24 protein-coding genes are annotated in these 26,996 nt (G+C 66.2%); 8 read left to right on the top strand and 16 right to left on the bottom strand.

Annotated features, from left to right (window positions below; translation table 11 throughout):
- On the top strand, positions 1-1,869 hold the full coding sequence (locus A5645_RS25635) for an Hsp70 family protein (RefSeq protein WP_065037509.1): 1,869 nt from the start codon (positions 1-3) through the stop codon (positions 1,867-1,869).
- Between the two features lie 2 nt (positions 1,870-1,871).
- On the opposite strand, the gene A5645_RS27950 is transcribed toward A5645_RS25635, so the two are convergent.
- From A5645_RS27950 to A5645_RS25620, 3 genes are all read right to left on the bottom strand, one after another.
- Positions 1,872-2,612 carry a hypothetical protein gene (locus A5645_RS27950; RefSeq protein WP_065131489.1) on the bottom strand — a complete coding sequence of 247 codons (741 nt, stop codon included), beginning with the start codon at positions 2,610-2,612 and terminating at the stop codon, positions 1,872-1,874.
- An 80-nt stretch (positions 2,613-2,692) separates the two neighbouring features.
- Positions 2,693-3,751 carry a class I SAM-dependent methyltransferase gene (locus A5645_RS25625; RefSeq protein WP_065131488.1) on the bottom strand — a complete coding sequence of 353 codons (1,059 nt, stop codon included), beginning with the start codon at positions 3,749-3,751 and terminating at the stop codon, positions 2,693-2,695.
- A gap of 49 nt (positions 3,752-3,800) precedes the next feature.
- Entirely contained in the window at positions 3,801-4,754 is a 954-nt protein-coding gene (locus A5645_RS25620; protein ID WP_065037506.1) for an SDR family oxidoreductase, read from the bottom strand.
- 139 nt (positions 4,755-4,893) lie between these two features.
- On the opposite strand from A5645_RS25620, the gene A5645_RS25615 reads away from it, so the two are divergent.
- Positions 4,894-5,625: an SHOCT domain-containing protein gene (locus A5645_RS25615; protein ID WP_065131487.1), complete on the top strand. Its 732-nt coding sequence runs from the start codon at positions 4,894-4,896 to the stop codon at positions 5,623-5,625.
- 27 nt (positions 5,626-5,652) lie between these two features.
- Here the strand turns inward: A5645_RS25615 and A5645_RS25610 are convergent, their stop codons facing one another.
- Positions 5,653-6,276, bottom strand: a complete 624-nt coding sequence (locus A5645_RS25610; RefSeq protein WP_065037504.1) for an MBL fold metallo-hydrolase — start codon at positions 6,274-6,276, stop codon at positions 5,653-5,655.
- The gene (locus A5645_RS25605) at positions 6,276-7,361 is read right to left on the bottom strand and encodes an S-(hydroxymethyl)mycothiol dehydrogenase (protein WP_065037503.1); all 1,086 of its coding nucleotides are present in this window, start codon (positions 7,359-7,361) and stop codon (positions 6,276-6,278) included. Before A5645_RS25605 ends, A5645_RS25610 begins: the two co-directional genes overlap by 1 nt.
- A gap of 61 nt (positions 7,362-7,422) precedes the next feature.
- Between A5645_RS25605 and A5645_RS25600 the strand changes: the two genes are divergently transcribed.
- The 3 genes from A5645_RS25600 to A5645_RS25590 all read left to right on the top strand — a co-directional run bounded on the left by A5645_RS25600 (position 7,423) and on the right by A5645_RS25590 (position 10,000).
- Positions 7,423-8,493 (top strand): class I SAM-dependent methyltransferase, encoded by a 1,071-nt coding sequence (locus A5645_RS25600; protein WP_065037502.1) that lies wholly within the window; start codon positions 7,423-7,425, stop codon positions 8,491-8,493.
- Positions 8,493-9,308, top strand: coding sequence for a serine hydrolase domain-containing protein (locus A5645_RS25595; protein ID WP_065131486.1), 816 nt, complete (start codon positions 8,493-8,495; stop codon positions 9,306-9,308). The genes A5645_RS25600 and A5645_RS25595 overlap by 1 nt, the downstream gene beginning before the upstream one ends.
- A 179-nt stretch (positions 9,309-9,487) precedes the next feature.
- Positions 9,488-10,000 (top strand): DUF3145 domain-containing protein, encoded by a 513-nt coding sequence (locus A5645_RS25590; protein ID WP_036360928.1) that lies wholly within the window; start codon positions 9,488-9,490, stop codon positions 9,998-10,000.
- 71 nt (positions 10,001-10,071) lie between these two features.
- Here the strand turns inward: A5645_RS25590 and A5645_RS25585 are convergent, their stop codons facing one another.
- From A5645_RS25585 to A5645_RS25570, 4 genes are all read right to left on the bottom strand, one after another.
- On the bottom strand, positions 10,072-12,042 hold the full coding sequence (locus A5645_RS25585; RefSeq protein WP_065131485.1) for a PE domain-containing protein: 1,971 nt from the start codon (positions 12,040-12,042) through the stop codon (positions 10,072-10,074).
- 153 nt (positions 12,043-12,195) lie between these two features.
- Complete coding sequence (locus A5645_RS29500) at positions 12,196-12,702, bottom strand: Rv2253 family sensor-like surface protein (RefSeq protein ID WP_065131484.1); 507 nt, start codon at positions 12,700-12,702, stop codon at positions 12,196-12,198.
- A 31-nt stretch (positions 12,703-12,733) separates the two neighbouring features.
- Positions 12,734-13,678, bottom strand: coding sequence for a diacylglycerol kinase (locus A5645_RS25575; RefSeq protein WP_065131483.1), 945 nt, complete (start codon positions 13,676-13,678; stop codon positions 12,734-12,736).
- Positions 13,675-15,255, bottom strand: coding sequence for an FAD-binding oxidoreductase (locus tag A5645_RS25570; protein WP_065131524.1), 1,581 nt, complete (start codon positions 15,253-15,255; stop codon positions 13,675-13,677). Before A5645_RS25570 ends, A5645_RS25575 begins: the two co-directional genes overlap by 4 nt.
- Before the next feature lie 47 nt (positions 15,256-15,302).
- On the opposite strand from A5645_RS25570, the gene A5645_RS25565 reads away from it, so the two are divergent.
- The 3 genes from A5645_RS25565 to A5645_RS25555 all read left to right on the top strand — a co-directional run bounded on the left by A5645_RS25565 (position 15,303) and on the right by A5645_RS25555 (position 18,849).
- Positions 15,303-15,875 carry a TetR/AcrR family transcriptional regulator gene (locus A5645_RS25565; protein WP_065131482.1) on the top strand — a complete coding sequence of 191 codons (573 nt, stop codon included), beginning with the start codon at positions 15,303-15,305 and terminating at the stop codon, positions 15,873-15,875.
- Entirely contained in the window at positions 15,875-17,413 is a 1,539-nt protein-coding gene (locus A5645_RS25560) for a glycerol-3-phosphate dehydrogenase/oxidase (protein WP_155768162.1), read from the top strand. The genes A5645_RS25565 and A5645_RS25560 overlap by 1 nt, the downstream gene beginning before the upstream one ends.
- A 116-nt stretch (positions 17,414-17,529) precedes the next feature.
- Positions 17,530-18,849 (top strand): MFS transporter, encoded by a 1,320-nt coding sequence (locus A5645_RS25555; RefSeq protein WP_065131523.1) that lies wholly within the window; start codon positions 17,530-17,532, stop codon positions 18,847-18,849.
- A 93-nt stretch (positions 18,850-18,942) separates the two neighbouring features.
- Here A5645_RS25555 and A5645_RS25550 read toward each other — a convergent pair whose 3' ends face one another.
- The 7 genes from A5645_RS25550 to A5645_RS25520 all read right to left on the bottom strand — a co-directional run bounded on the left by A5645_RS25550 (position 18,943) and on the right by A5645_RS25520 (position 26,853).
- Positions 18,943-19,830, bottom strand: coding sequence for a type IV toxin-antitoxin system AbiEi family antitoxin (locus A5645_RS25550; protein ID WP_065131481.1), 888 nt, complete (start codon positions 19,828-19,830; stop codon positions 18,943-18,945).
- A 134-nt stretch (positions 19,831-19,964) separates the two neighbouring features.
- Positions 19,965-21,386: an acyl-CoA carboxylase subunit beta gene (locus A5645_RS25545; RefSeq protein WP_065120735.1), complete on the bottom strand. Its 1,422-nt coding sequence runs from the start codon at positions 21,384-21,386 to the stop codon at positions 19,965-19,967.
- Between the two features lie 79 nt (positions 21,387-21,465).
- Positions 21,466-22,719 (bottom strand): 3-oxoacyl-ACP synthase KasB, encoded by a 1,254-nt coding sequence (gene kasB / locus A5645_RS25540; RefSeq protein WP_065037996.1) that lies wholly within the window; start codon positions 22,717-22,719, stop codon positions 21,466-21,468.
- 77 nt (positions 22,720-22,796) lie between these two features.
- Positions 22,797-24,047 (bottom strand): 3-oxoacyl-ACP synthase KasA, encoded by a 1,251-nt coding sequence (gene kasA / locus A5645_RS25535; protein WP_065131480.1) that lies wholly within the window; start codon positions 24,045-24,047, stop codon positions 22,797-22,799.
- Positions 24,044-24,391 carry a meromycolate extension acyl carrier protein AcpM gene (gene acpM / locus A5645_RS25530; protein WP_036359271.1) on the bottom strand — a complete coding sequence of 116 codons (348 nt, stop codon included), beginning with the start codon at positions 24,389-24,391 and terminating at the stop codon, positions 24,044-24,046. The genes kasA and acpM overlap by 4 nt, the downstream gene beginning before the upstream one ends.
- 75 nt (positions 24,392-24,466) lie before the next feature.
- Entirely contained in the window at positions 24,467-25,384 is a 918-nt protein-coding gene (locus A5645_RS25525; protein ID WP_065131479.1) for an ACP S-malonyltransferase, read from the bottom strand.
- Positions 25,385-25,521: 137 nt separating this feature from the next.
- Positions 25,522-26,853 (bottom strand): PucR family transcriptional regulator, encoded by a 1,332-nt coding sequence (locus A5645_RS25520; RefSeq protein ID WP_065037993.1) that lies wholly within the window; start codon positions 26,851-26,853, stop codon positions 25,522-25,524.
- Between the last annotated feature and the right edge of the window lie 143 nt (positions 26,854-26,996).

The following is a 26,996-nucleotide window of genomic DNA, read 5'->3' as shown; positions in this document are numbered from 1 at the left end:
ATGGCAGATGGAGCTAGGCCCGCGCTGGGCCTGTCGATCGGTGCCACGAACCTGGCCGCCGTGACGGCCGACCACGCCATCACCCGTAAGCCCGTGCTGACGCTGTATCGGCAGCGCCCGCCCGAAGTCGGGATCCCTTCGGAGAACCCCCGACTCGACGAGCCGGGCCTGGTCATCACCGACTTCGTGGAGCGGGTCGGCGACCACGTCGGCATCGTGGCGACCGACGGCTCCATGCACCGCAGTGAGGCGCTGGTTGCCGACGGCCTGCGTGCGCTGGCGTATGCGGCGACGGGCGGGCGCGCGCTGCCCGAAAGTGTCGCGGTGACCTATCCGGCGCACTGGTCGCCGCTTGCCGTCGACGCGCTGGGTGGTGCGCTGAGCCGGGTGTCCGAATGGTCGCATGGCGCCAAGCCGCTGACGCTGCTCCCGGACGCCGCCGCCGCACTGTTCGCGGTACGCGCCAACCCGGGGATACCGGCGCGCGGCATCGTGGCCGTCTGCGACTTCGGTGGCAGTGGGACCAGCCTCACGCTGGTCGATGTCAGCGGTGAGTACCAGCCGGTGGCCGCGACCGTTCGGCACGAGGACTTCTCCGGCGACCTCATCGACCAGTCGCTGCTGACCTACGTCATGTCCGAGATGCCGGGGACCGGTTCGTTCGATCCGTCCGGCACCGCGGCGATCGGTTCGCTCACCCGGTTACGCGCCGCTTGCCGCACCGCCAAGGAACGGCTCTCGTCGGCCACCGTCACCACGCTGGCCGAAGCGGTCCCGGGCGTCCGCGGTGACATCCGGTTGACTCGCAACGAGCTCGAGGAAACGATCCGTCCCGCCCTGGACGGAGTCCTATTGTCTTTGGAACAACTGTTGCAGCGCAACGGAATTCATGGACTCGTCGCGATCGCTACGGTCGGCGGTGGCGCCAACATCCCGGCGGTTACCACCTCGCTGTCCGGGCGCTTCGGCGTGCCGGTGATCACGACGCCGCGACCGCAACTCACCGCGGCCATCGGTGGTGCGTTGCGGGCCGCCCGCGGTCCCGGTGACAACAGCGCGACCACACTCACTCCCGCCGCCGTCGCCGCGACCGCTGCGGCCGCGGCGGCGCCGGGCGCAGCCGCGGCTTCGGCGTACCCGGACTTTCCCCCCGACCCTCCGGCACCGACGATGGAACCCGCGCTGGCGTGGTCGGAGGCCGAGGACGAAAGCCGCGCGCTGCCCGTCGCGTCGGTTGGCGAGCACGGGCACGGCGAGCACGGTGGGTCGGGGCTGGCGTCCGCTCGCCCGCAGATGAAGTTCGAGCGCGAAGACCGGCCGAAACCCGAACGCAAGTCCCCACCGATTCCTTGGTACCGCCTACCGGCGGTGATCATCATCAGCACTACCGTGGCCGTGCTGCTGGTAGGCACCGCAATCGCGATCGGCTTGACTTCCGGAAACAAGCACGGGACCAACTCGCCGCGGGTGAACACGGTGCCCGCGACGCCGTCGACCACGGTCAGCCCACCGCCCTCGTCGCCCGCGCCGACCGAGACCGACAGCATTAGCCCCGAACCGGCGCCATCGTCGGAGCCGCCACCGGCGCCGTCGACGCAGGAGCCGCCGCCACCACCGCCGCGGCGCACCACGCAGGCGCCGCCGCCACAACCTACCCAGACGCAACAAACTCAGCAGCCGTCGCCGCCTTCGAGCCCGCCACCCGTGCCATCCACGCCACCGCCGCTACCCACGACGCCGCCGCAGCTACCGCAGCTGCCACAGCTACCGGGACAGAACAACCCGCAGAACCCGCTACCGCAACTCCCGCAGATCCCGGGGCTACCGCAGCTACCGGGTAACGGCCCGGCCGTTCCCGGCCCGCCTTAGCGTTATCGCTCGGCTTTGTGCTGTTCGCGGTCCTCTTTGGTCGCCTTGATGATCTCCTGGTTGAACTCTTTGTCTTTTTCGAGATTCTCTTTGACTCGCTCTTCGGCTTCCTGATTCAGCTGCTCGATCGATTTGTCGCGATCTCCGGCGTTCTCGTCGGCCGCTGCAGCGCGGGCGCTCTCGTTCTTGGTGCCGCCCTTTTCGGTGTCCTCGCTGCCGCTGTCAGCTTTGGCAGAGGCCTTCTCGCTGGGGTCATCTTGCTGCGAATCGTCTTGCTGCGACTCGTCTTTCGCGCTTTCAGCTTTATCTGATCCGGAGCCCGATTCGGAGTCCGACTCGTCGTTGCCCTTCTCCTTCTTGAATTGGGCAGCCGGGGAATCGTCGTCCTCGGCAAACTTCGGATTGCCGTCGTCGTCAATCCAGTCGTTCACCGCGGTGCCGGCGATGGTCTTGCCCGACCCGGGCATGACCAGAGTGGGGCGGTCCTCGTAGGCCGTCATCATCTCTTGGGCTTTTTCTTTGTGCTCTTCGTCGGGCTCTGGCTTCTCGGTCTGGTTGGCACCGCTGGGCGTGCCCTCATCCTTCGAGTCGTCCTTGCCCTTGGAGTCGTCCTTGCCTTTGGAGTCGTCCTTTGCGGTGGAGTCGTCCTTTGGTTTCGAGTCGTCCTTTGGCGCCTCGGCAGTGTCCACGCCGCCGCCGGCGTCCTTGGCGTCCTTGTCCGCCGAATCGTCGTGCGCGCTCATGCTGACTGGCCCCCTATGGAGTTGCTGTGCGACCGACCCTTGTGGTGTTTACCCACTGAGGCGGCGCCCCGAAACTCCGGCTATCGCGAATCGCGCTTAACCAGCACCAGCGCGGCGAGCGGGATGCGCATTGGTTCTGGCGCGCGGGACAGCCGCTCGGCCACGGCAGCCTCGAGTTCACTGACGAATTCGCCCGCCCGTGGATCGCTGGTCCCGCCGTCCAGTCCGGCCGTCAGCGTCGGGAAAAGTGCGGCACGCGCAAACGCTGCCCATCGCGCACCGAAAGCGTCTGCATCTGAATCCGCTTGGTAATGGGCCCAGAATCGGTCCTCGGCGTTGAACAAGTCCAGATGATCGATCGTCAGGCCCTCGAACCAGCCGCGGGGCGAGAAGGGCGCGCAGAAATCCTTTTCGGTGCGGGCGATCACCGGGATGACCATGCGCTCCACCTCTTCGGCGCGCACCAGCCCTCGATCGACCAAGGCATGCAACGCTGCCATCAAAGCGTCGTTGAGTGCCCGATAACCGAATTCACCGTCGTCGTCGAGGGCCATGGTCAACACCACCAGCCGGCCACCGGGACACAACTCGCGGCCCCGGTATGCCACGAAGTCGTTCCAGTCGATGGCCGACTGGTGTTCATAGGCTCGGCGGGCGGCGACATTCGTGCTATACGCGACCTGCACGTGATCGGTGAACTCCGGGGCGTCCGCGGGAACCCGACTGAGCCATTGCACCGCCCACGACGTCCAGCCGAGGTTGACCGCGCCGGTCGGCAGAATCTGGTCGTAGAAGGAACGGCCCACCGCGGAGGTGAAAGTTGCCGGTTCGTTCTTCAGGTAGCTGTCGGGGTCGTCGGACAGCGTGCGGAACAGGGCGGTGAAGTCGTTCTCCGGTACGTCGGTGTGGGTCATCAAGATCGGGTGGTCGTGACGGGTCCGGGACCGCAACACCGCAACTGCGGCGGCCATCGGCTTGAGCGAGTTGTGGCCGGTGGCGGCGCCGTAGTCGGCGACCACAACGGGCTGCGGCGGTTTGGGTAGCGGTACCTGATGTGCAGCCTGCTCGAACAGCGCTACCGCCGGCAACAGGCCGGCGGCCTGCAGGCGCGACGATTGCGTGTAGGTCGCGCTCTCCATCGGCTCCGGCCGAACCACAATGCTGGATTCGGGAAGCCGCAGGCCCGGCTCACTTTTGCGTGCGGAAACTGACACCGGTGAGCCTCTCCGAAATCTCCCAAAGGCGTTGACAGTCAGCATCGTTGGCGGCGCGCGGCGGCACCTTCGCCTCGGTGACCCCGCCACCGGCGGCCTCATAGAAGCCCTTGGGGCCGTAATATGCCCCGCCTTCGGCCTGTGGTGTCACGGCGGCATAAAGCGCAGGCAGGATGCCCTCGTCGACCTCCTGCCAGAGGAACGGGGCAAAGCGCCATGAGGTGGTGTAGATCCGCTGCATGAGCGCGGGCTTCTCTCGGCCGTGCGATGGGCCGCTGATCTGCAGATTGGTCTTGGTCAGGCCGGGATGTGCCGCGTTGGAGACAATGCCCCAGCCGGCCTGGCGGCTGCGCCGGTCCAGTTCGCGGGCGAACATCAGCACCGCCAGCTTTGACTGCCCGTAGGCGGTCATCGATGAGTACGACTTCTCGAACTGCAGGTCGTCGAAGTGGATGCGGCCGCGACGGGCGGCGAGGCTGCTCAGGGAGACCACCCGCGCGCTGTTCGCCGCACTCAGCAGCGGCAGCAGATGCGCGGTCAGCGCGAAATGCCCGAGATGGTTGCTACCGAATTGCAGTTCGAAGCCGTCCGAGGTGGTGTCCCGTTCCGGTGGAGTCATCACGCCGGCGTTGTTGATCAGAATGTCGATCGGTCGACCGTCGGCGTTGAGCTGCTCAGCCAGGGCAGCCACAGACGCCAGCGACGAGAGGTCGAGCGCCCGGATGGTCAGCTTCGCGTCGGGCACCGCAGACCGGATCTGCTCGATGGCGGCCTCACCCTTGGCGCGATTGCGAATTGCCATCACCACGTCGGCGCCGGCCGCCGAAAGTCGTTTGGCCAGCCCGAGTCCCAGGCCGCTGTTGGATCCGGTTACCACGGCCAACTTGCCGGACAGGTCCGGCACCGTGGCGATCAGATTGTGGGCCATGCATCGACTCCTTTCCGGTCGCTCGCACGTCGGTCGGAACCAGTGTCCTCCGTCGCGCTGGTTCCCGCTCATCACCCCGCCGATATCGGCTTCGCGTAGATGGACCGTCTCGGTGTTCGACACATGACACACTGCGTGCATGAATAGCAGACGGGTCGCCAAGATTTCGCTGGCACTGGCCATTCTGATGCTTGTGGTGGCGGTCGTCGGCTTCATCGTGACCCTGGTGCTCAACGCATTCTTCTTGGACAAATACAACGCCTACGGCGAGGTGCCCATCCCTGGATCGGGCAGCGTGCACCTGCCCGCCGGGGATGCGACCGTCAGCCTGCACACCCTGGTCATCGGTTCCGACGGTGGCCTGCCGGTGCCGCCGCTCCGCATTTCCATCACGCCGCCCGAAGGGGTGCCTCAGCCGGAATTGGTGGAAAGCATCGGCGGCACGACGACCGTCAACAATGACGCCCACGTACGAGTGTGGAATGTCCACGTGCCTCAGGAGGCCGACTTCAACGTCGCCACCGACGGGCAGGTCAACGGATACATCAATCCGCGACTCGCCTTCGGCCGCAACAGCTCGCACGGCGACCTGGTATGGGTGTTCGTGGCCCTGTTTGTGGTCAGCCTGATCGATGTGTTCCTGTCGGTGGTGTGGCTGAGCCGCGCCAGACGCGCGGCCAGACCCGCGACGTCGGCGCCCGGTGCCTATGTAGTGCCGCCTCCGGCCTATCAGTCGCAGACGGCCTACGAACCGGGCGATCAGGGGGTCAGGGTGGAACGGCTGAAAACCCTTGCCGCGCTGCGGGATTCCGGTGCGCTAAGCGAGCAGGAGTTCGAGACCGAGAAGCGACGAATCCTGGACGGGATGTAGACGGGATGTAGACGGGTTGTAGCGGCGCTAGTGCCCGCGGGCCACCCACTCCTCGTAGTGCACGATCTCCTCACCGACGGTAGTGCTGTCACCGTGGCCGGTGTGCACGACGGTGTCACCCGGCAGCTTCCCGAGGCGCTCGGAGATCGACTGCAGGATCGTAGGGAAGTCGGAGTAGGAGCGGCCGGTCGCACCCGGCCCGCCGGAGAAGAGCGTGTCGCCGCTGAACACCACCCCGAGGTCGTGCACGTACCAGCAGACGGACCCGGGGGAGTGGCCGGGCGTGTGCAGTGCGCGCAGCTCGGTTCCGGCGATTTTCACTGTCTCGCCGTCGCCGATGGATCGGAACTCCTTGTCCGGGTGCGTCATTCGCCACAGCACCTCATCGGCGGGATGCAGCAGTACCGGCGCGTCGAGCGTCTCGCCCAGTTCGGGAGCCACCGTGATGTGGTCGTTGTGCCCGTGGGTGCACACCACCGCGACCACATGGCGGCCGGCGACCGCCTCGATGATCGGGTCGGCGTCATGGGCGGCGTCGAACACCACCACGTTCGAATTGTCACCGACCAGCCAGATGTTGTTGTCCACTTCCCAACTGCCGCCGTCGAGTTCGAAGGTGCCGTGGGTGACCACCCGGTCGATGGCGACCATTACAGCACCACCACCGAACGCAGCACCTTGCCGTCGTGCATCTTGTGGAACGCCTCCTCGATGTCGTCCAGCCCGATGCGCTCGGAGACGAACTTGTCCAGTGGCAGCCGGCCCTGCAGGTAGAGGTCGATCAGGGTGGGGAAATCTCGCTCGGGCAGGCAGTCGCCGTACCACGACGACTTCAGCGCGCCGCCGTGTGAGAAGAAGTCGACCAGCGGCATGTCCAATCGCATGTCGGGCGTCGGCACCCCGACCAAGACCACGGTGCCGGCCAGGTCGCGGGCGTAAAAAGCCTGCTTCCAGGTCTCCGGGCGGCCGACCGCGTCGATCACGACATTGACGCCGAAGCCGTCGGTCAGGTCCTGGATAGTTTTGACCACATCCAGGTCCCGGGCGTTGATCGTGTGGGTGGCGCCGAACTTGCGGGCCCAGTCCAGCTTGGTGTTGTCGGTGTCGACGGCGATGATCTTGCGGGCACCGACCAGCGCGGATCCGGCAATGGCGGCGTCACCCACACCGCCGCAGCCGATCACCGCGACAGTGTCGTCCCGGTTGACAGCGCCGGTGTTGATCGCCGCGCCGATCCCGGCCATCACCCCGCAGCCGAGCAGACCGGCCACGGCAGGATCGGCCTCGGGGTTGACCTTGGTGCATTGACCGGAGGCCACCAGTGTCTTGTCGGCGAAGGCGCCGATGCCCAGTGCGGGGGTGAGTTCGGTGCCGTCGGTCAGCGTCATCTTCTGTTCGGCGTTGAAGGTGTCAAAGCACAGTTGCGGCCGGCCCCGCTTGCACGCCCGGCACTGGCCGCAGACCGCGCGCCAGTTCAGGATCACGAAGTCGCCCGGCTCTACGTTGGTGACGCCGGGCCCGACCGCCTCGACGGTGCCCGCGGCCTCGTGACCGAGCAGGAACGGGTAGTCGTCGTTGATGCCGCCCTCGCGGTAGGTCAGGTCGGTGTGGCAGACGCCGCACGCGATGATGTCGACGACGGCCTCGCCGGGCCCGGGGTCAGGGATGACGATGTCGACCACCTCCACGGGCCGGCCTTTGGACCGTGAAATCACGCCGCGCACTGTCTGACTCATGGTTTCAACCTAGTGTTTGCGACGGTGATCCGCGCGGGCGGCCGGTGTAGCGTCGCTGACCATGAGGGGACCCGAGTCGGCTGCCGAGAGCACAGAGGAATTCAGCGCCCGGATTGTGGGCGCCATCGACGCCGCCAGCCTGGTGCTGTTGTTGAGCATCGGGCATCAGACCGGTCTGTTCGACACTATGGCCGGGTTGCCGCCGTCGACCAGCGCGCAGATCGCCGAGGCCGCCGGCCTGAACGAGCGCTACGTGCGGGAGTGGCTGGGCGGCGTGACCACCGGACACGTCGTCGAATACGACGCCGACACCGGCACCTACACCCTGCCGGCCGACCGAGCGCAGGCGATCACCCGCGCCGCGGGCCCTAACAACCTCGCGGTGGTGGCGCAGTTCCTGCCGCTGCTCGGCAACGTCGAGCAGAAGATTGTCGGCTGCTTCCGGGAGGGTGGCGGGCTGCCGTACAGCGAATACCCGCGCTTCCACCAGCTGATGGCCGAGGAGAGTGGCGCGATCTTCGACGCGACGCTCGTCGACGTCGTGCTGCCGCTCGTTGACGGACTTCCCCAGCGGTTGCGGTCCGGCGCCGACGTCGCCGACTTCGGCTGCGGCAGTGGGCATGCGGTCAACGTGATGGCGCAGGCGTTTCCGGACAGCCGCTTCACCGGCATCGACTTCTCCGAGGAAGCCATCGCAACGGGTGGCCGGGAGGCCGTTGCGCTTGGTCTGACCAACGCCATCTTCGAGCGCGCCAACCTCGCGGAGCTCGACAAGGACGGCGCCTATGACGTCATCACCGTCTTCGACGCGATTCACGATCAGGCGCAACCGGCACGGGTGCTGGCCAACATCCACCGCGCGCTTCGCCCCGGCGGGGTGCTGTTGATGGCCGACATCAAGGCGTCGAGCCGACTCGAAGAGAACATCGACCGGCCGATGAGCACCTACCTGTACACCACCTCGCTGATGCATTGCATGACTGTGTCGCTGGCGCTGGACGGCGCCGGGCTGGGCACGGCGTGGGGGACGCAGCTGGCCACCGCGATGCTGGCCGAGGCCGGGTTCGCGAACGCGCGGGTGGCCGAGATCGAGTCGGACCCGCTGAACAACTACTACATCGCCACCAAGTGATGGGTGCGCTCTGTGGACTTGCCGACTGGCCGGTGCCGAATGTCGCTGCCGCCGTCATCGGGCCGGACGGCGTGCGGGCCACCCACGGCGACACGGGCCTTGTGTTCGCTTTGGCGTCGGTGACCAAACCGATCGTGGCCCGTGCCGCCCAGATCGCGATCGAGGAAGGCGTCGTCGACCTCGACACGGAGGCCGGGCCGGCCGGGTCCACGATCCGCCACTTGCTGGCCCACGCGTCGGGACTGGCCATGTCATCCAACGACACCCTGGCCCGGCCCGGCACCCGCCGGATGTATTCGAACTACGGCTTCACCGTGCTCGCCGAAACCATCGAGCGGGAGTCGGGGATCGAGTTCGGTCCCTATCTGGCCGAAGCGGTGTGCGCGCCGCTCGGCATGACCGACACGCGGCTCGAGGGCGGGGCCGCCGCGGCCGGGTTCGGGGCGACATCAACGGTTGCCGACCTCGCTGTGTTCGCCGGCGATCTGCTCCGGCCGACGACGGTGTCGACGAAGATGCACGACGACGCGACGACCGTGCAGTTCCCGGGTTTGAACGGCGTGCTGCCCGGCTACGGTGTGCAGCGGCCCAACGACTGGGGGCTGGGCTTCGAGCTGCGGGATGGGAAGTCCCCGCATTGGACCGGGGCCGACAACTCGGCGCGGACCTACGGTCACTTCGGCCAGTCCGGCGGGTTTCTCTGGGTGGATCCGGACGCGGACCTGGCGCTCGTGGTGCTTACCGACCGCGATTTCGGTGAGTGGGCGCTGGACCTCTGGCCTGCGCTATCGGACCGGGTGATCGGCGCGCAGTGACCGCTAGGCGAGCGGCGCAGTGACCGGCGCAGTGATCGGGAAAAACACACACTAGCGCAACACCGGTATCACAGGGCACAATAGACACGCAGGACACATAAATATCAGCAGGTATCTCGCTCGTCGGGTTCACCAGGTCGTTGGGGAAGACGTCCCTCGTGGAACCGAAGGAGCAACAGATGCGTGCGTCGAATCAATTCGCCGACGTGACCGGCGGTGTGGTGTACGTCCACGCCTCCCCAGCGGCGGTATGCCCGCATGTCGAGTGGGCGTTGTCGTCGACCTTGCAAGCCAAGGCGAACTTGGTGTGGACCCCGCAGCCGGCCATGCCCGGGCAGTTGCGCGCGGTCACCAACTGGGTGGGTCCCGTCGGGACGGGTGCCCGGTTGGCGAACGCGTTGCGCTCATGGTCGGTCTTGCGGTTTGAAGTCACCGAGGATCCCAGCCCCGGCGTCGACGGCCAGCGGTTCAGTCATACGCCGCAGCTGGGTCTGTGGAGCGGGGCGATGAGCGCCAACGGCGACATCATGGTCGGCGAGATGCGGTTGCGCCGACTGATGGCCCAGGGCGCCGATACCCTTGCCGCCGAACTGGATTCCGTGCTGGGGACGGCGTGGGACGAGGCGCTCGAGGTGTACCGCGACGGCGGCGACGCCGGCGAAGTGACCTGGCTGAGCCGGGGCGTCGGCTAGCTCTGCGCGAGCAGACGCAAAAGCCCCCGCACGCACGGCGTGTCGGGGGCTTTTGCGTCTGCTCGGCCTAATTAGGTGAGGAATGGGTTCAGTATCGGCGGGATGATTTCGTTGCCGGTCACGCCGGTGAACCGGACAAACATCTGCGCCGGGATGTTGAGGGCTTGGTACACGCCGGCGCCGATCCAGGAGACCGGTACCTGCAGGAATTCCGGCACTGAATGAATGATGCCCGCTATCGGCTCATATGCCAGGTAGGGAATCGACGAGACGAGCGTGCGCGCTGTCAGGTTCACGTTGGTCGCGATGTCGGGATAGCCCTGCGCGGCGAAATCGGCCGTGACCACACTGAACAGGTTGGGGTCGGGATTCACATAAGTGCCGGCGAAGACAGGGCTCGTCAGGGGCGCGCCTTGCATATAGGGCAGCTGCGGCAGGTTGAACTGATCGAGAATTGTCGGTGTCGAACTGACGATCTGCCATGAGTTATTGATGTACCCGTCGTACATATCGTTATAGGCCTGATCGAAGATCACGAATGATGCTGTCTCGATGGGGGATTGGAAGCCATGCGTGATGCCGCCTAATTGGGGCGGTCCTAGTTCGCCATGGTCGGTGACGACGAGCACGGAGAATTGCTCGCCGTTGGTGGCTTCCCATTGAGCTACCGCGCCTAACAATCCGCCACCGCCAATGGTGTGGTAACCGAGATTGGCGTCCATGTTCCGCAGCGCGGCTGCGTACTGCGGCGAATCACCACCGAAGGCGTGCGCGTTGACGTCGGGACCGGTGAAGTACGCGAAGATTAGGTTGCTCGCAAGTGGATCGGCGTCACCAATCGCGGTTATTGCCTTTTCAGCTACCAGATTTGACGTCAGTTCCCAGCTTGCATCGCCCGGGACCTGCGGGACGAATTCCCAGTGGTCGGCCGGGTTCGAGCCGGCTGCAGCGATGTCGGTGATGACCTTCCAGTCCGCGATGACCGTCGTGTTGACGGCGTCGCCGTAGGCGTTCTCGAGGTGGTTGTACACGGTCGGCCAGTCGTCGTACGTCCAGGGGGTGAAAATGTTGTTGGTCACCCCGGTCGTCTCGCCCCACACGCCGGTCTGAATGGTCGTCCACGACGGGTTGGAGATGGTGGTGTGCCCGACGATCGTCGATGCGGACGTGACGCTCTGTTCCATCAGCGCGCGGAAGTGCAAGTTGGCGGGATCGGCTAGGACTCGGGCGAGATTTGTTCCGTCCGTTCCGATCAGCAGGAAATTCGCGTCAGGGGTTGCCAAGGCCCACGCGATGGCGGCCTGCTCGTTATCTGTGAATGTCACCGGAAGGAAGGTGCCGGCGTTGCCGCTCGCGCCCGGGCTGCCGAATAACGACAACGCTCGTCCGCCGATTCCACCGGCTCCCTCAGGGACGATTCCTGAGGGGAACACGTGGCCGCCGAAGCCTCCGGTGCCGCCGGCTCCGCCGTTGCCCAGCAACCACCCGCCGGTGCCGCCGGCGCCGCCCACGCCGCCGCGCAGACCGCCGGTGCCGCCCGTGCCGCCATTACCGATCAAACCGGCATTGCCACCGCGGCCACCTGCTTGCCCGGCCCCACCCGATCCACCCGTGCCGCCGTTGCCCCACAGGATCCCGCCGTCCCCACCGGCCTGCCCCGTGCCGGCCACGCCGTTGGTCCCGTCGCCGATCAATGGCCGGCCCAACAGGAAGTTCGTCGGCGCGTTGATGACGTCGAGAACGGGTTGCAGCGGGCCGGCGCTGGCCGCTTCGGCGGCGGCGTAGGCACCGCTGGCGGCGCTCAATGCTCGTACAAACTGCAGATACGACGCCTCCACCCGCGCACTGAACGTCTGGTAGTCCAGGGCGTGGCCGGAAAACAGCGATGCGATCGCCTCTGATACTTCGTCCGCGGCGGCGGCCATCACTGTGCTGGTCGGAGCCAGCGCCGCCAGGTTTGCCACCCCGATCGAGGAGCCGATACCGGCCGCATTTGCCGCGGCTGCCGAAATCAGGTCGGGTGCGGCGATTAGTTGCAACATCGTGGACCTCTCACCTGAAAGTATGTTGACCGGCGGAAGATGTGACCAGGCCCATAATTGCACGGTTCCGGGGAATTGCCAGCAAATCCTCGGCGAGGTATGTCAATCGCATATTTTCCGCCCACGGCCGTAACGGCGCGGGGCGGTGATTGACTAGGTAACCGGTCCTGACACGGGTTTCGCCGACACCGGCATGTCAACGTTGCCCTGGCAGGTGCCGCTGGCGATATCGGTATGGAAGACACCGGTGAGAATGCCGTACTGCCCCGGCGTGTAGACGGTAATCGACTTCGCCGGATCGTATTCGACGGTTCCGTCGGGCAGCAGACAGTCCCAATTCCAGGTCATCTCCCGGACCCACTGCGCACCGTTCCAGGTGAATTCGATGGTCTTGGGCATTGAATCGTTCTTGGGCGGCGGCGGATTGGTGACGGTCGCGGTGCATACGCCCGCGGTGCAACTAGAAGTGATGGAAACACTGGTCCGATGGGCAAACTCATTCTGGCCGGCCGCGATGCTGGTGCCGGACTTCGCATTGGCGCCGAGCACCATGATGTATTCGCCGTTCCAGGATGCGACTTCGCTCGCGTAAGCCGCGGGAGTTGAACACAGCGGCGCGATCAATGTTGCCGATGCAACCAGTGCGCACTTGCCCAACATGCTGAAGATGTCGCACTCGGCGACCCGGCCGTTACACCCGGTTGGGCCGCAACACCCGCAGTGCCGCCGGCACCGCCGAGATCTCGGCCGGCAGCGGACACGCGAAGTCGCCGTCGGCATAGACGTTGATCCCTGGGCACTCCACGTCGACGGTTTTCGCCCGGGCGGTGGTTACCTCGTCGAGTCCGACATGGGTGCCCTTGATGGCGGTGGGGAAGAAGCGGATCAGCTTGGTCCGTGACTCCGATTTGACCATGGTCAGATCGAGCAGGCCGTCGGTCCGATCGGCGTTGGGGCAGATCAGCATTCCGCCGCCGTAGCTTCGCATGTTGCCGAAGGCGGTCATGGTGAGATCAGCCTCGATCTCCTGCTTTCCGTCCAGCACCAGCCGGAACGGCAGCAGGCGCAGCTGTGACAGTTCGGCGAACATTGCGAGGTAGTAGCGCAGCCGCCCGTGCGGCCAGGTCATCCGGTTGGCCCGGTCGGTCACCAGAGAGTCGAACCCGGTGGCTGCCACCGTGCCGAACCACTTGTTGGTGCCCTTTCGATCGCGAATGCGGCCCAGGTCAATGGTTTCCGACCACCCGTCCACCACGACGTCGGCGGCGGCCTCGGAATCCTTTGTGGGAATGCCGAATTCGCGGGCGTGGTCGTTGCCGGTGCCCGCCGGAATGATGCCCAACGGGACATCGGTGCCGGCCAACACCTGCAGCGCGTTGGAAATGACGCCGTCGCCGCCGGTGACCACCACGGCGTCGGTGCCTTTCTCGACCGCGGCGGCCAGCAGATAACGGGCGTCGTCCGCGTCTTCGCCGACGATCTCGACGACCTCGATACCGCGATGCTTGAGCCGGGCGATCGCCAGGTGCGATGCGTTGACCGCGGCGCCGTGGCCCGACAGCGGATTGGTCAGCGCGGTCACCTTGGCGATCTCGCGCCGGGTCAACCGGCCGGTGACCGAGTCCTCTGCGGTCACGGAATCAGCTTTCCGGGGTTGAGGATTCCGGCCGGGTCCAGGGTCGCCTTGACCGCGCGTAACACCTGCACGCCCAGATCGCCGACCTCGTCGCGCATCCACGCGCGGTGGTCGGCGCCCACCGCATGATGGTGGGTGATGGTGCCGCCGGTGGCCATGATCGCGTCGCAGGCGGCTCGCTTGGCGGCCCACCACTGCTTGAGTGGGTTGCCGCGCTGGCCCGCCACCACGGTGAAGTACAACGATGCGCCGGTCGGGTAAACGTGCGAGACATGGCACATCACCAGTGCCGGAGTGCCGGATTCGGCTAGCGAGGACGTCAGCGCCTCGGTCACCGCGGCCTTGAGCGCGGGAATGTTGGACCAGTCGGTGGCGGTCTCCAACGTCTCGCACAGGGCGCCGGCGGCCAGCAGGGAATCACGCAGATACGGTGCGCTGAACCTGCCGTGCTCCCAGGTCTTGGCCGGCTCTTCACCCAGCGATGTGCCGCCGTGGGCCTGCAGCAGCGCGCGGGTCTCGGCGTGCCGGCTCTCGGTGTGCTCCGCGCTACCCTCGAACACCGTCAGGCCCAAACATCCACCGTTGTTTTGGTTCTCGCCGATCGTTTCGTGGGTCGCCAGGTTGACACCGGTTTCGGCTTCATCGGAGAGCCGGACGACGGTCGGTCCGGTGCCGGTTTGGGTGACGGCGCGCAGTGCTGCGACGCCGGTGGCGAAGTCGGGGAACGACCACGCCTCGTAGCGGGTCGTTTCCGGCACGCGATGTACTCGCAGTCGCACCTTGGTGATGACACCGAGCGTGCCTTCGGACCCGATCGCCAACTGGCGCAAGTCGGGTCCGGCGGCTGAGGCGGCCACTCGTCCGAGGTCCCAGACGCCGACGGGGGTGACCAGCCGCAGACCCAGGATCATGTCGTTGAAGCGGCCGTAACCGGCCGAATCCTGACCCGAGGACCGCGTCGCCGCGAAGCCACCGATCGTTGCGTACTCGAAGCTCTGCGGGAAATGCCCGAGCGAGAAGCCGCGCTCGCCGAGCAGCCGTTCGGCCTCCGGGCCGGTGACGCCCCCGCCGAGTTCAGCGATGCCGGACACCTCGTCGAGGGAATGCAGTTGGTTGAAGCGCCGCAGATCCAGCGAAATCACGGCGCCGAACTGACCGCGGGTCGGATCCAGTCCGCCGGTGACGTTGGTGCCACCGCCGAATGGGACGACGGCGATGCCGCGATCGGAGCAGTAACCCAGGATGGCGGCGACGGCCTCGTCGTCGCCCGGCAGCAGCACCGCGTCGGGAGCATCCTGGATGCCCCGGTCTTTGCGTCGCAGCAGGTCCGGAGTGGACTTGCCGCCGGCGCGCAACAACCGGTCGCGATCCGCGATGCGGAAGAACTCAGGGCCGACGATCTTGGCCAGCCCGTCCTGGTCCTCCTGCGACAGAGCCGTCGGGCGCAGCGTCACCTGGTCGGCTTCCAGCTCGGTTTGCTCCGAATCATCAAGGCCCACAACCTGCTTGAGCAGGGACCGGATCCCCTCGGAGAGCGGCTTGGCGGCGGCGGGATCTCCCCACGCGTTCCATTTCATCGGCGGAAGGTGTTCCTCGAGGTGCGTCATGCGTTACAGTATTACACATGGTGTCAATGAGTAACGATCCTAATTTGGACACCGGGGATCGCATACTTGCCGCGGCTGCGAGCTGCGTGGTGAATTTCGGCGCCGACCGGGTGACACTCGCCGAGATCGCCCGGCGCGCCGGCGTGAGCCGCCCGACCGTGTACCGCCGCTGGCCGGACACGCAGTCGATCATGTCGACCTTGCTGACCAACCACATCACTGCGGTGATGCGTGAGGTGCCCTTCGACGGCGACGACCGCGAGGGGCTGGTGAACCAGGTGGTCGCGGTGGCCAACCGGTTGCGCCGCGACGATCTGATCATGTCGGTGATGCACTCGGAGCTGGCGCGCGTCTACATCACCGAACGGCTTGGCGCCAGCCAGTTGTTCCTGATTGAAGGCATGGCGGCGCGGCTGGAAGTCGCGCAGCGGTCGGGCAGCGTGCGGCCCGGCGACCCGCGCCGGCTCGCCACCATGGTGTTGCTGATCGCCCAGTCGACGATCCAATCCGCCGACATCGTCAAACCGATCCTCGACGACGAAGCACTCGCCGCCGAACTCACCCACTCACTGAACGGATACCTGTCCTGATGGATCACTCCACGGCCTTGAACGCTGCCCGCCGCACCTCCGAGCTCGAAGCGCTGGCCGACGGCGAAGCGCTCGACGTCGTCGTGATCGGCGGCGGCATCACCGGTGTCGGGATTGCATTGGACGCAGCGTCCCGCGGACTACGGACCGCCCTGGTGGAGAAGCGCGACCTGGCGTTCGGCACCAGCCGGTGGAGTTCCAAACTTGTGCACGGCGGGCTGCGCTACCTGGCCACCGGCAACATCGGCATCGCCCGGCGCAGCGCCGTGGAGCGCGGAATACTGATGTCCCGCAACGCGCCGCACCTGGTTCATGCGATGCCGCAACTGGTTCCGCTGTTGCCGTCGATGAACCATGCGAGCCGTGCGCTGGTGCGGGTCGGCTTTCTGGCGGGTGACGCGCTGCGGGTGCTGGCGGGTACCTCGTCGTCGACATTGCCCCGGTCGCGGCGCATCTCGGCAAGCCGCGTGGTCGAGATGGCGCCCACGGTGCAGCGGGAAGGCCTGGCCGGGGGACTGCTCAACTACGACGGGCAGCTGATCGACGATGCCCGGCTGGTGACGGCCGTCGCGCGCACCGCGGCGCAGCATGGCGCGCGGATCATTACTTACGTCGCCGCGTCCGAGGCGACCGCCACCTCGGTGCGGTTGACCGACCAGCGCAGCGGCGAGTCGTTCGATGTGTCGGCCGGTGCGGTGATCAACGCCGCGGGGGTGTGGGCCGGGGATATCGACCCGGCGCTGAAGTTACGGCCAAGTCGGGGAACGCATTTGGTGTTCGACGCGGGTGCGTTCGGCAATCCGACTGCGGCGCTGACGATTCCGATCCCTGGAGAGCTCAACAGGTTCGTGTTCGCGATGCCCGAGCAGCTGGGCCGGATCTATCTCGGGCTGACCGACGAGGACGCGCCGGGTGCTATTCCCGACGTGCCCGAACCGTCTTCGGCTGAAGTTTCCTTCCTGCTGGACACGGTGAACACGGCGCTGGGCACGGCCGTCTCGACCTCCGACGTCATCGGCTCCTACGCCGGGCTGCGGCCGCTGATCGACACCGGCACGGGCCGCACCGCCGACGTCTCGCGCGACCACGCCGTCTTCGAGTCGCCGACCGGCGTCATCAGCGTGGTCGGTGGCAAGCTCACCGAATACAGGTACATGGCAGAGGATGTGCTGAACCGCGCCATCAGCCTGCGACAGTTGCGCGCCGCCCCATGCCGGACCCGTAACCTCCCGGTGGTCGGCGCTCCCGCGAACCCGGGGCCGGCGGCGGGACCGGGGCGGGGGATACCCGACTCGCTGCTGGCGCGCTACGGCGCCGAGTCGGCGACGGTCGTCGCCTCCGCAAAGTGTGAGCGACCCACCGACTTCGTCGCCGACGGTATCGACGTCACCCGGGCCGAATTCGAATACGCCGTGACGCACGAGGGCGCGCTCGACGTCGGTGACATCCTCGATCGTCGCACCCGTATCGGCCTGGTGCCGCGTGACCGCGAGAAGGTCGTGTCGGTGGCCGAGGAGTTCCTGGCGGGAGTGGGTTAGCCCGGCCGCCGCTGGTTCGAGCCCCTGTAGTAGGGGTAACAGACGTGTCGATGAACACCTCTGGCCCTCCCCAGCAGTGGACGCGTGACGAGATCACCGTGACGGATTCCAGCGCGATGTCTCGAGCGATCACGGGCACCGCGATCGGCAACGTCATGGAGTGGTACGACTTCGGGGTCTACGGCTACATCGCCACTACGATCGCCCAGGTCTTCTATCCAGGCAACAGCGCCAGCGCCGTCCATCTGATCGCCACCTTCGGCACGCTGGCGGCGGCGTTCGTGGTGCGGCCGATTGGCGGCATGATCTTCGGCCCGCTCGGTGACCGCATCGGCCGCAAGCGCGTCCTGGTGATCACCATCATGATGATGACGGTCGGGACGACGATGAGCGGCCTGCTGCCCGGCTATAGCACGATCGGCATCTGGGCGCCGATCCTGCTTGTCGTCGCACGGATCTTCCAGGGTCTGTCGACCGGCGGCGAGTTCGTGGGTGCGATGACCTACCTGGTCGAGCAGGCACCTGACCGCAAGCGCGGCATGCTGGTTGGCTTTCTGCCGTTGGGCAACCTGGTCGGCTTCGTGGTGGCCGGGTTCCTGGTCACCGGGCTGCAGGCGTGGCTACCCGACGACGACTGGCTGGCCTGGGGGTGGCGGGTGCCGCTGCTGCTGGCGGGACCGCTGGGCTTGATCGCGCTGTACATGCGGCTGCGGCTGGGCGAGTCTCCGGCCTTCGAGCAAGCCCATCAGGAGGCGGAGGCCGAGGAGGAAGGCAACCAGTTCCGGCGCACGGTCGTGGAGCAATGGCGGCCGATGCTGATCTGCGCTGCGCTGGTGCTGACCTCCCAGGTTGCCGACTTCATGGTCACCGGCTACCTGCCCACCTACTTGAAAACCGTTGTGCATGTTGCGGAGACGCCCGCGCTGGTGATGATCGTGGCGACACTGGCCGTGCTGATGGCGACGATCGTGTTCGTAGCGAAGCTGTCGGACCGGATCGGCGTGAAACCGATCATGCGCACGGGGTGCGGGCTGCTGATCGTGGCGTCGATCCCGGCGTTCTTGCTGATGCTGCACGGCTCGGCATATCCGGTGATCTTCATCGGTGTGCTGCTAGTAGGGCTGATGGAGTTGTGCTTTGACAGCACGACACCCTCGGCGCTGCCCGCGTTGTTTCCCACCAAGGTTCGCTATGGGGCGCTGGCGATTTCGTACAACCTGTCGATATCGACGGTTGGGGGTGTGACGCCGCTGATCGCCCAGGCATTGATATCGGCCACCGGCAATGTGATGGTGCCGGCTTACATGCTGATGTTCGCCGGGGGCGTAGGTGTGGTGACGCTGTTGTTTACGCCGGAGGTAGCCGGTAAGCCATTGCCGGGGTCTGGGCCCTCGGTCGAGACCGAGGAGGAAGCGCGGTTGTTGGTGGGCGGTTAGGGGTTTTGGCGAGCAGACGCAGAATCGCACTGCGCGCGCCGCGCGCGTGCGATTCTGCGTCTGCTCGCGCGCGGGGCGAGGGCGCTGGTGCGGTCAGCTGGCCATCTGTGGACGGCTGAGGTGAGTAGCGATGCGCTCCGCCATGCGGCGAGGTCGGTATCTGACGTCAGTGACTACAAGCGGAACAACGGTCCACCCCAGTTCCTGGATCCCGGCCAAGCGAACTTTGTCTCTCATCATCTCGGTGCGACCGGAATGCCAGTCAATGCTCTCGTACTCCGCCGCCACACGTGCTTCCGGCCAAGCGAAGTCGACTCGCCACAGTTCGCCGTCACGGCCGTAGATCGGGTATTGGAGTTCCGGTAGCGGCAGCCCGTAGTCGATCATGACGAGCCGCGCCTCGCTTTCCATTGCGGACTCCGCGCGTCCATCGGCGAAGGGTAACAGTTCGCGCACGGCAACAATGCCTCGACGCCCCCGCTGTTCGGCCACAGCAATTTCAATCTGGTTGCGCGCGCAGTGGTTTGAACGCAATGCAGCATCAAGGGTTGCCAGCGCCCGCGGTCGAGGTAACTGCCTGGCGACCTCGACCGCGGTCCATGCGGGCGAGGTGGCCAGACGTCCGGCAACTCGCTGTAGTCGGGCACCACTGCGTTGGTGAACCATCAGACCGACGGTGGGACGCATTCGCACACCGGGATCAAGCACATGGATGGCAACGGTGTCTTCGGTGTCGAACCCGTATAGCGCAGCGGCCGTACCCAAACACGGGACAGCTTGGCGGCCCATGAAAATGTCGAGTGCCGCCAAGCGGCCCAACAGATCTGGTGTTTTCGACGCATATACGCCGTACCACACGCGGACGAGTCCACCCTTTTTGACCTGAACATCAAGCTGTTGTCGAGTCATCACGGTCAGAAGCTGCTTGGCAGTAGCGAAGCCGCCCGATCTCTGAAGCAGGGCAACTGCATCGGTATGCACAGACAAAGCTTCTGGCGGCTGTTCAGCTACAGCTAGTCACCGCTGGGGATAGGGGGTGAGCAGACGCAGAATCGCACGTTTCCGGTCGGAAACGTGCGATTCTGCGTCTGCTCGCGAGAGAAAGGGGAGTGCTCTTACAGCGGGATGTTCTTGTGGCGGCCGCGGCGGGCAGGGGCCTGGGCCAGCGCTTCGGTGAGCTTGCTGCGGGTGTGCGATGGGTCGATCTTCTCGTCCACCACACCGATGTCGATGGCGCTGTCCACACCACCAGCGATGCGCTCGTGCTCGGCGGCCAGCTCGTCGTGCAGCGCTTCGCGCTCGTGCTCGGGCGCGGCGGCCAGCTTGCGCTTGTGCAGGATGCCCACGGCGGCCTTGGCGCCCATCACGGCAACCTCGGCGTCTGGCCAGGCGAACACCTTGGTGGCATTCAGCGAGCGCGAGTTCATCGCAATGTAGGCCCCGCCGTAGATCTTTCGTGTGACCAGCGTGACGCGCGGCACGGTGGCCTCACCGAACGCGTGCAGCAGTTTGGCGCCGCGTCGCACCACGCCGCCCCACTCCTGGTCGACACCGGGCAGATACCCCGGCACGTCCACGATGACCACCAGCGGAATACCGAACGCATCGCACAGCCGCACGAAACGCGCTGCCTTCTCGGCACTTTCGGAGTTCAGGCAGCCGCCCAGCCGCAGCGGGTTGTTGGCCAGCACGCCGACCGTCCGACCCGACAGCCGGCCCAGGCCGACCACCATTGACGGCGCCCACTTGGCCTGGAACTCGTCGAACGGAGTGTCCTCGTCCAAGATCGCGGTGACGATCGGGTGCACGTCGTAGGCCCGTCGCGCCGATTCGGGCAGCAACGCCCGGATGTCGGTGTCGCCGGCCTCGGCCTTGCTGCGGTCGAAATGACCTTGCTGGCAGAACAATCCGACCAAGCGGCGACCACGCTCGTAGGCGTCGAGCTCGTCGTCGGCGACGATGTGGCACACGCCGGACTTCTTGTGGTGGGTCTCGGGTCCACCGAGCGAGGCCATGTCGACGTCTTCGCCGGTGACACTGCGCACCACGTCCGGACCGGTGACGAACACGCGGCTTTCCGGCGCCATCACGATGACGTCGGTCAGCGCCGGCCCGTAAGCGGCACCGCCGGCCGCGAAGCCGACGACCACCGAGATCTGCGGGATGTAGCCGGACGCACGGATCATGGCTTCGAAGACCTGCCCGACTGCGTGCAGTGCCCGCACGCCCTCGGCCAGCCGGGCACCGCCGGAGTGCCAGATACCCACGATGGGGCTCTGCTCCTCGATGGCGGTGTCGTAGGCGTTCACGATGTGGGCGCACCCCTCGACGCCCATGGCGCCGCCCATCACCGTGCCGTCGGTGCAGAACCCGATGGTGCGGACACCGTTGACGGTGCCCGCCGCCGCCAGCACACCAGAGCGGTCACGCTCGTGCAGCAACTCGATGCTGCCGTCGTCGAAGAAGTTGCTCAGACGCAGTAGTGGATCGCGAGGGTCGAGCGACTCGCCAACCGCCTCGGGGGCCATGATTGTCATCGCAGGTCTCCTAGTTCGACAGTGATGCTTGCTCTGGTTTTATCGGGTGATCCTTGGCGTTTTCTAGTAGGCGCGCCTTCTAGTACCGCCCGAAAGCGATCGCCACGTTGTGACCGCCGAATCCGAACGAGTTGTTGATGGCGAACCGGTAGTTCCCGGGCCGTGGCTTCCCGGCCACCACGTCCAGATCGATCTCCGGGTCGAGGTTTTCCAGGTTCAGCGTCGGCGGGACGACCTGGTCCCGCAACGCCAGCACGGTCAAGATGGACTCCACCGCACCGACCGCACCCACCGAGTGGCCAAGAGCGGCTTTCGGCGCATACACGGCCGGCTTGTGGCCGCCCAGCGCGTTGTTGATCGCCCGGCCCTCGGCCACGTCACCAACCGATGTGCCGGTGGCGTGGGCGTTGACGTGGTCGATCTCGGCCGGGGTGATCCCGGCCAGCTGGATCGCCCGGCTCATCGCGTGCCCGGCGCGTTCGCCGTTGGGGTCCGGCGCCACCATGTGGTAGCCGTCCGAGGTGATGCTGGCGCCCATGATGCGGGCCAGGATATTGGCCCCCCGAGCCTTCGCGTGCTCCTCGGTCTCGATCACCATCAGCGCGCCGGCCTCACCGAACACGAACCCGCTGCGATCCCGGTCGAACGGGCGGCAGGCACCCACCGGGTCGTCGTTCTTGGTGGACATCACGATGCGCATCTGGGCGAACGCCGCGATCGGCACCGCTTCGATCCTGGTCTCGACACCGCCGCAGATCGCCATGTCGGCTTCCCCGAAGACGATGTTGCGCCAGGCCTGGGCAATGCCCTCCGATCCCGACGCGCACGCCGACACAGGAGTGATGACGCCGGCCTTGGCGTGGCGTTCCAGCCCCACCGCCGCGGCGGCACCGTTGGGCATGTACTTCTGCACACCCAGCGGCGAGACGGCCTTCATGCCCCGAGCGCGCATGTCGTCGTAGGCGAAGACCATCTCTTCCGACGAGCCCAGCCCCGTGCCGATGGAGACCATCAGCCGGTTCGGGTCGACCTCGGGCGAGCCGGCGTTTTCCCAGACACGGCGACTCAGCACCGTGGACATCCGCTGCAGGTAGCCGGTGCGGCGCAGCTCGACCCGTGTCAGGTGATGGTCGAACTCCTCCAGCAGGTGACCGCCGATTCTGACCGGCAGGTCGAACTCCTCGACGAACGGGTCGTCGAGCTTGCGGATCCCGCTTTGACCGTCGAGCAGACACTTCCATGTGTTCTCGGCGTCAGTTGCTATGGCGGTCGTCATGGCGATGCCGGTGACGACCACATTCGGGAGCGTTTTCCCGGTGACCAGCTCCGTCATTGGTGTAACAAACGTTCCTTCCGTGCCTGTCCAGCTCTGCGGACCGCGTGGGCCCGCGTCGTCGCCGGACGCCGTGCTCAGTAGCGCCCGAAGGCGAGCGCCACGTTGTGACCACCGAAGCCGAACGAGTTGTTGATCGCGTAGCGGTACTCGCCAGAACGAGGTTCGCCAGCGACAACATCAAGGTCGATCTCTGGATCGGGGGTCTCATAATTCAGCGTCGGTGGAATGACTCCGTCCCGAAGGGTCAGCACCGTCAGCACCGATTCCAGCGCGCCAACAGCGCCGATCGAGTGCCCGAGCGCCGACTTCGGCGCGTAAACAGCGGCGGATTCACATCCAGCCGCTCGAATTGCGTTGGCTTCTGCAGCATCGCCGATCGGCGTCGCTGTTCCGTGCGCGTTGACATGGTCGATGTCACTGGGGGACAGGCCCGCCAGCTCCATCGCACGCGTCATCGCCTTGCCGGCACGTTCGCCGTTGGGGTCCGGAGCAACCATGTGGAACGCGTCGGAGGTGATGCCGGCACCCATCAACCGGGCCAGCGGCTTGGCGCCACGGGCCTTCGCGTGCTCCTCGGTCTCGATGATCATCAGCGCCCCGGCCTCGCCGAATACGAAGCCGTCCCGGTCCTTGTCGAACGGTCGCGACGCGCGCTCTGGCTCGTCGTTTCGCGTCGACATGGCCCGCATCATCGAGAACGCCGCGATCGGCAGCGCCTCGATGGGCCCTTCGACCCCGCCGCAGACGGCGAAGTCAGCGTCACCCATGACGATCTGGCGCCACGCGTGGGCGATGGCCTCCGAGCCCGAAGAGCAGGCCGACACCGGAGTGATAACTCCGCCGCGGGCCCCGAGCTGCAGGCCGACCACGGCTGCGGCACCGTTGGGCATGATCATCTGAACGGCGAGCGGCGACACCTTGCGGGGGCCGCCCTCGTTCATCAGGTCGTAGCTCTCCACGATCCGCTCGGCACCGCCCAGGCCGGTGCCGACCACGACGCTGAAGCGGTCGGGGTCGACCTCGGGAGCACCTGCGGTTTCCCACAACTGCCCGCTCAGCAACTTGGCCAGCCGCTGGACGTAGGACATGCGCCGCAAGTCGAGACGGCCCATGTGGTTGTCGACGGGTTCCTTGAGGTGGCCACCGATCTTGGCTGGTAGGTCCCACTTGGTGACGAACTCGTCTTCGAGGACGTGGATGCCGCTTTCTCCGGCCAGCAAGCCCTTCCACGTGCTCTCGATGTCCGGCGCGATAGAAGTCGTCGCCGCGACGGCGGTTACCACAACGCTGGGGTAACCGCCATTAGCAGTGGAAGGCTTGGTCACTTGCTCTCCGCTTCCAGCCTGGACTTGACGTTGGCGACGGCCTCGGGGTTCTCGGTCTCGAGCTTCGCGCGCAGCGCCTCGGCAGCCTCGGGGTTCTCTTCCTCGAGCTTCTGGATGTAGGCGACGACGTCACCGACGGTGCGCAGACCGGCGAGGTCCTCGTCCGGGATCTTCACGCCGTACTTGTCCTCGGTCTGAACGGCGATCTCAACCATCGACAGCGAGTCGATGTCCAGGTCGTCGACGAACGACTTCTCCGGGGTGACCTCGGAGGGCTCGATACCGGTGACCTCTTCGATGATCTCGGCGATACCGGCGATGATTTCTTCCTGACTGACGGCCACAGTTAGTTCCCTTCGTAATATGTTGTGTGTAAACCGATTTGACGTACTTAGTGGTTCTGGCGCGAAGCCGGCGGGTTAGAGATTCGCCAGTTCGTCCAGATCTGCGGGTGACTTGACGGCTCGCGTCGGAACCCCCCGAAGTTCGCGTTTGGCGATACCGGTCAGAGTGCCCGCGGGCGGGAACTCCACGATCGCCGTCACTGGGCCTTTTGCGTTGTTGCGCATCCACGCAGTGCACAGGTCCCAGCGCACCGGACGGGTCAGCTGCGAGACCAGGCTCTGCATCGCCGCGGCGGCGGATGCCACCGGCTGTCCGTCGAAGTTCGACAGCAGCGTCGCCGTGGGCTCGGCCGTGGTGACCTTGGCTGCCGCGGCGGCGTAACCGTCCAGGGCAGGGGCCATGAACTCGGTGTGGAACGCTCCGGCCACGCCCAGCGCGCGGACGCGGGCCTTGGTTGGCGGGTCCTCGGCGAGCTTCTCCAACGCGGTCAGGCGACCGGCGGCCACGATCTGGCCGGCAGCGTTGCGGTTGGCCGGCACCAGGTCGAGCTGCTCGAGGCGGGTCAGCACCTCGGCCTCGTCGCCACCGAGCACGGCGGACATGCCGGTGGGCTCGGCTGCGCAGGCCTTGGCCATCTCGGCACCGCGGGTGGCGGCCAGCATGACGGCGTCATCGGCGGCCAGCACACCGGCGATCGCGTAGGCCGCGATCTCGCCGACGGAGTGACCGGCAACAACGAGGTCCTGACCGGCCAGCAGGCCGCGCCGGGTGAGTTCCTGGTGAGCGAGCAGGGTCGCCGCAACGATCAACGGTTGAGCGATCGCCGTGTCGGTGATCTCTTCCGTCGATGCGACGGTGCCCAGCCGAGCCAGATCCAGGCCGCTGGCCTGAGACCAGGCCGCGATCTGGTCCGCCGCGCCGGGCAATTCCAGCCACGGCGCGAGCATTCCCTCGGTCTGGGAACCCTGTCCGGGAGCAAGCAACGCAATCACGTGTCTAAGAGAACACTGTGAAGAGGGGTTTGCGCGGTGTAACAGATTATGAACCTTGTCTTAGGTTTTTGTATACCTCCTACAAAATAGCTCCGTAAGCTACGTGTTTGAGATACACCCGCGATCTGTCGGCTAAATCACAGTCCGCCCTTGTTGGACGCAATACCCCCTCTGACCGGGGACGGAAGCGGCGGCAAGGGAATATTAGCGCTATTGGTGTTGGCGGTCGGATAGTTCAGTTGGCCGACCGTCGCGGCCACCCGGAGGACATACGCGTCGCGTGGCTGCGTGGGATCTCGCCCGGTGAAATCGGTGATCCGCTTGAGTCGGTAGCGGACGGTGTTTGGATGAACGAACAACTTCCTGGCACAAGCCTCAATCGCGCCGCCGGAATCTAAGAAAGCGTCCAGAGTCTCGACGAGGGTCGGACCGGCGTCGGCCAGCGGGCGCATCACGTCGGTGTGCAATGCGACGATCGCCGAGGCGTCGCCCATCAATGCGCGTTCAGGAAGCAGCTCGCGGGCCAGCACCGGCCGCGGCGCCCCGCGCCAGCCCGGCACCGCGTTCATGCCCGAAATGGCCTCGCTGGCGCTGTGATAGGCCGCCGTCAGCATGGGCGCCGTCGGTCCGATCACCACTGGGTCGTCGGAGAACGCGCCGAGCAGGTCCTTCAAGAACTTGTCTGTCGGCGACAGCTGGCCGGACACGATCGCGACCAGCCAGGTGCCGTGCACGTCGGTCAGGGCCGCCCGGCCGTGCCGAGCGGCGATGTCGCGGACGTCCTGACTGGCCCGCTCGCTGCCGTCGACGTTGGCGCCGGCACGCCCGGGGGCAGGGGTGCCCACCACGACCGTCGCCGGCGCTGTGGTGTCCCAGTTGAGCGCGGCGGCCCGGGACAACAGCTCGGGCCCGGTGTCACCGCGCACAATGGCGTCGACGACGCTGGCCTCCATCCGGCTGTCCCAGGCGCCGCGCGCCTCGGCGGCGTCGGCGTACGCGGTGGCTGCGGTGAACGCGAGGTCGCGGCTGTATTTGAGGATGCCGACGGTAAGCGCGGTCAATTGCTCCTCGGAGCGGGCCAGCAGCGGCACGACCTCTTCGAAGAACTCCATAGTCACCCGCACCATGTCGACGGTGTGGCGCAGGGCGATGCGCCGGGTCAGGTCCTGGGGGACCAGTTCGAAGGCCTTGGCGGTGTAGCTGACGTTGCTGTGTGGGTCCTGCATCCACTCCACGAAGTTGACCACCGCCGTCTGTACCACCAGCGCGACGCTCGCGCGCTGGGAGGCTTCCAGGTCGGCGAAGAACGGCAGCCGCTCTTGCATGGCCGTGACGGCTTCAGTCGCCAACCGGCCGGAATACTGCTTGAGCCGCCGCAGCAGCGAGTCCGGAACACTGTCCAGCATCTCCAACGGCGACCTGGTGGCAGACCCGAGGCGGCCGAGCTGAGCAAACTGGTTGTCGTTCACTCCTAAAAGCTACGCCTTATTTCTGGAAGATTCCGCCAAAGAGCCGGGCACCGCGCGGCGCGCGTCGACCCAACCCGCTCGCCGAACGTCACACTGGCGTGACGCTCGACGTCGAATGCCACGCTGGCGTGACGCTCGGCGAG

It is taken from the genome of Mycobacterium asiaticum, assembly GCF_001673635.1.
In the GTDB taxonomy this organism is placed as follows: Bacteria; Actinomycetota; Actinomycetes; order Mycobacteriales; family Mycobacteriaceae; genus Mycobacterium; species Mycobacterium asiaticum_C.
Note: the sequence above shows the minus strand (reverse complement) of the source record. Positions and strands in the feature narration are given on the sequence as shown.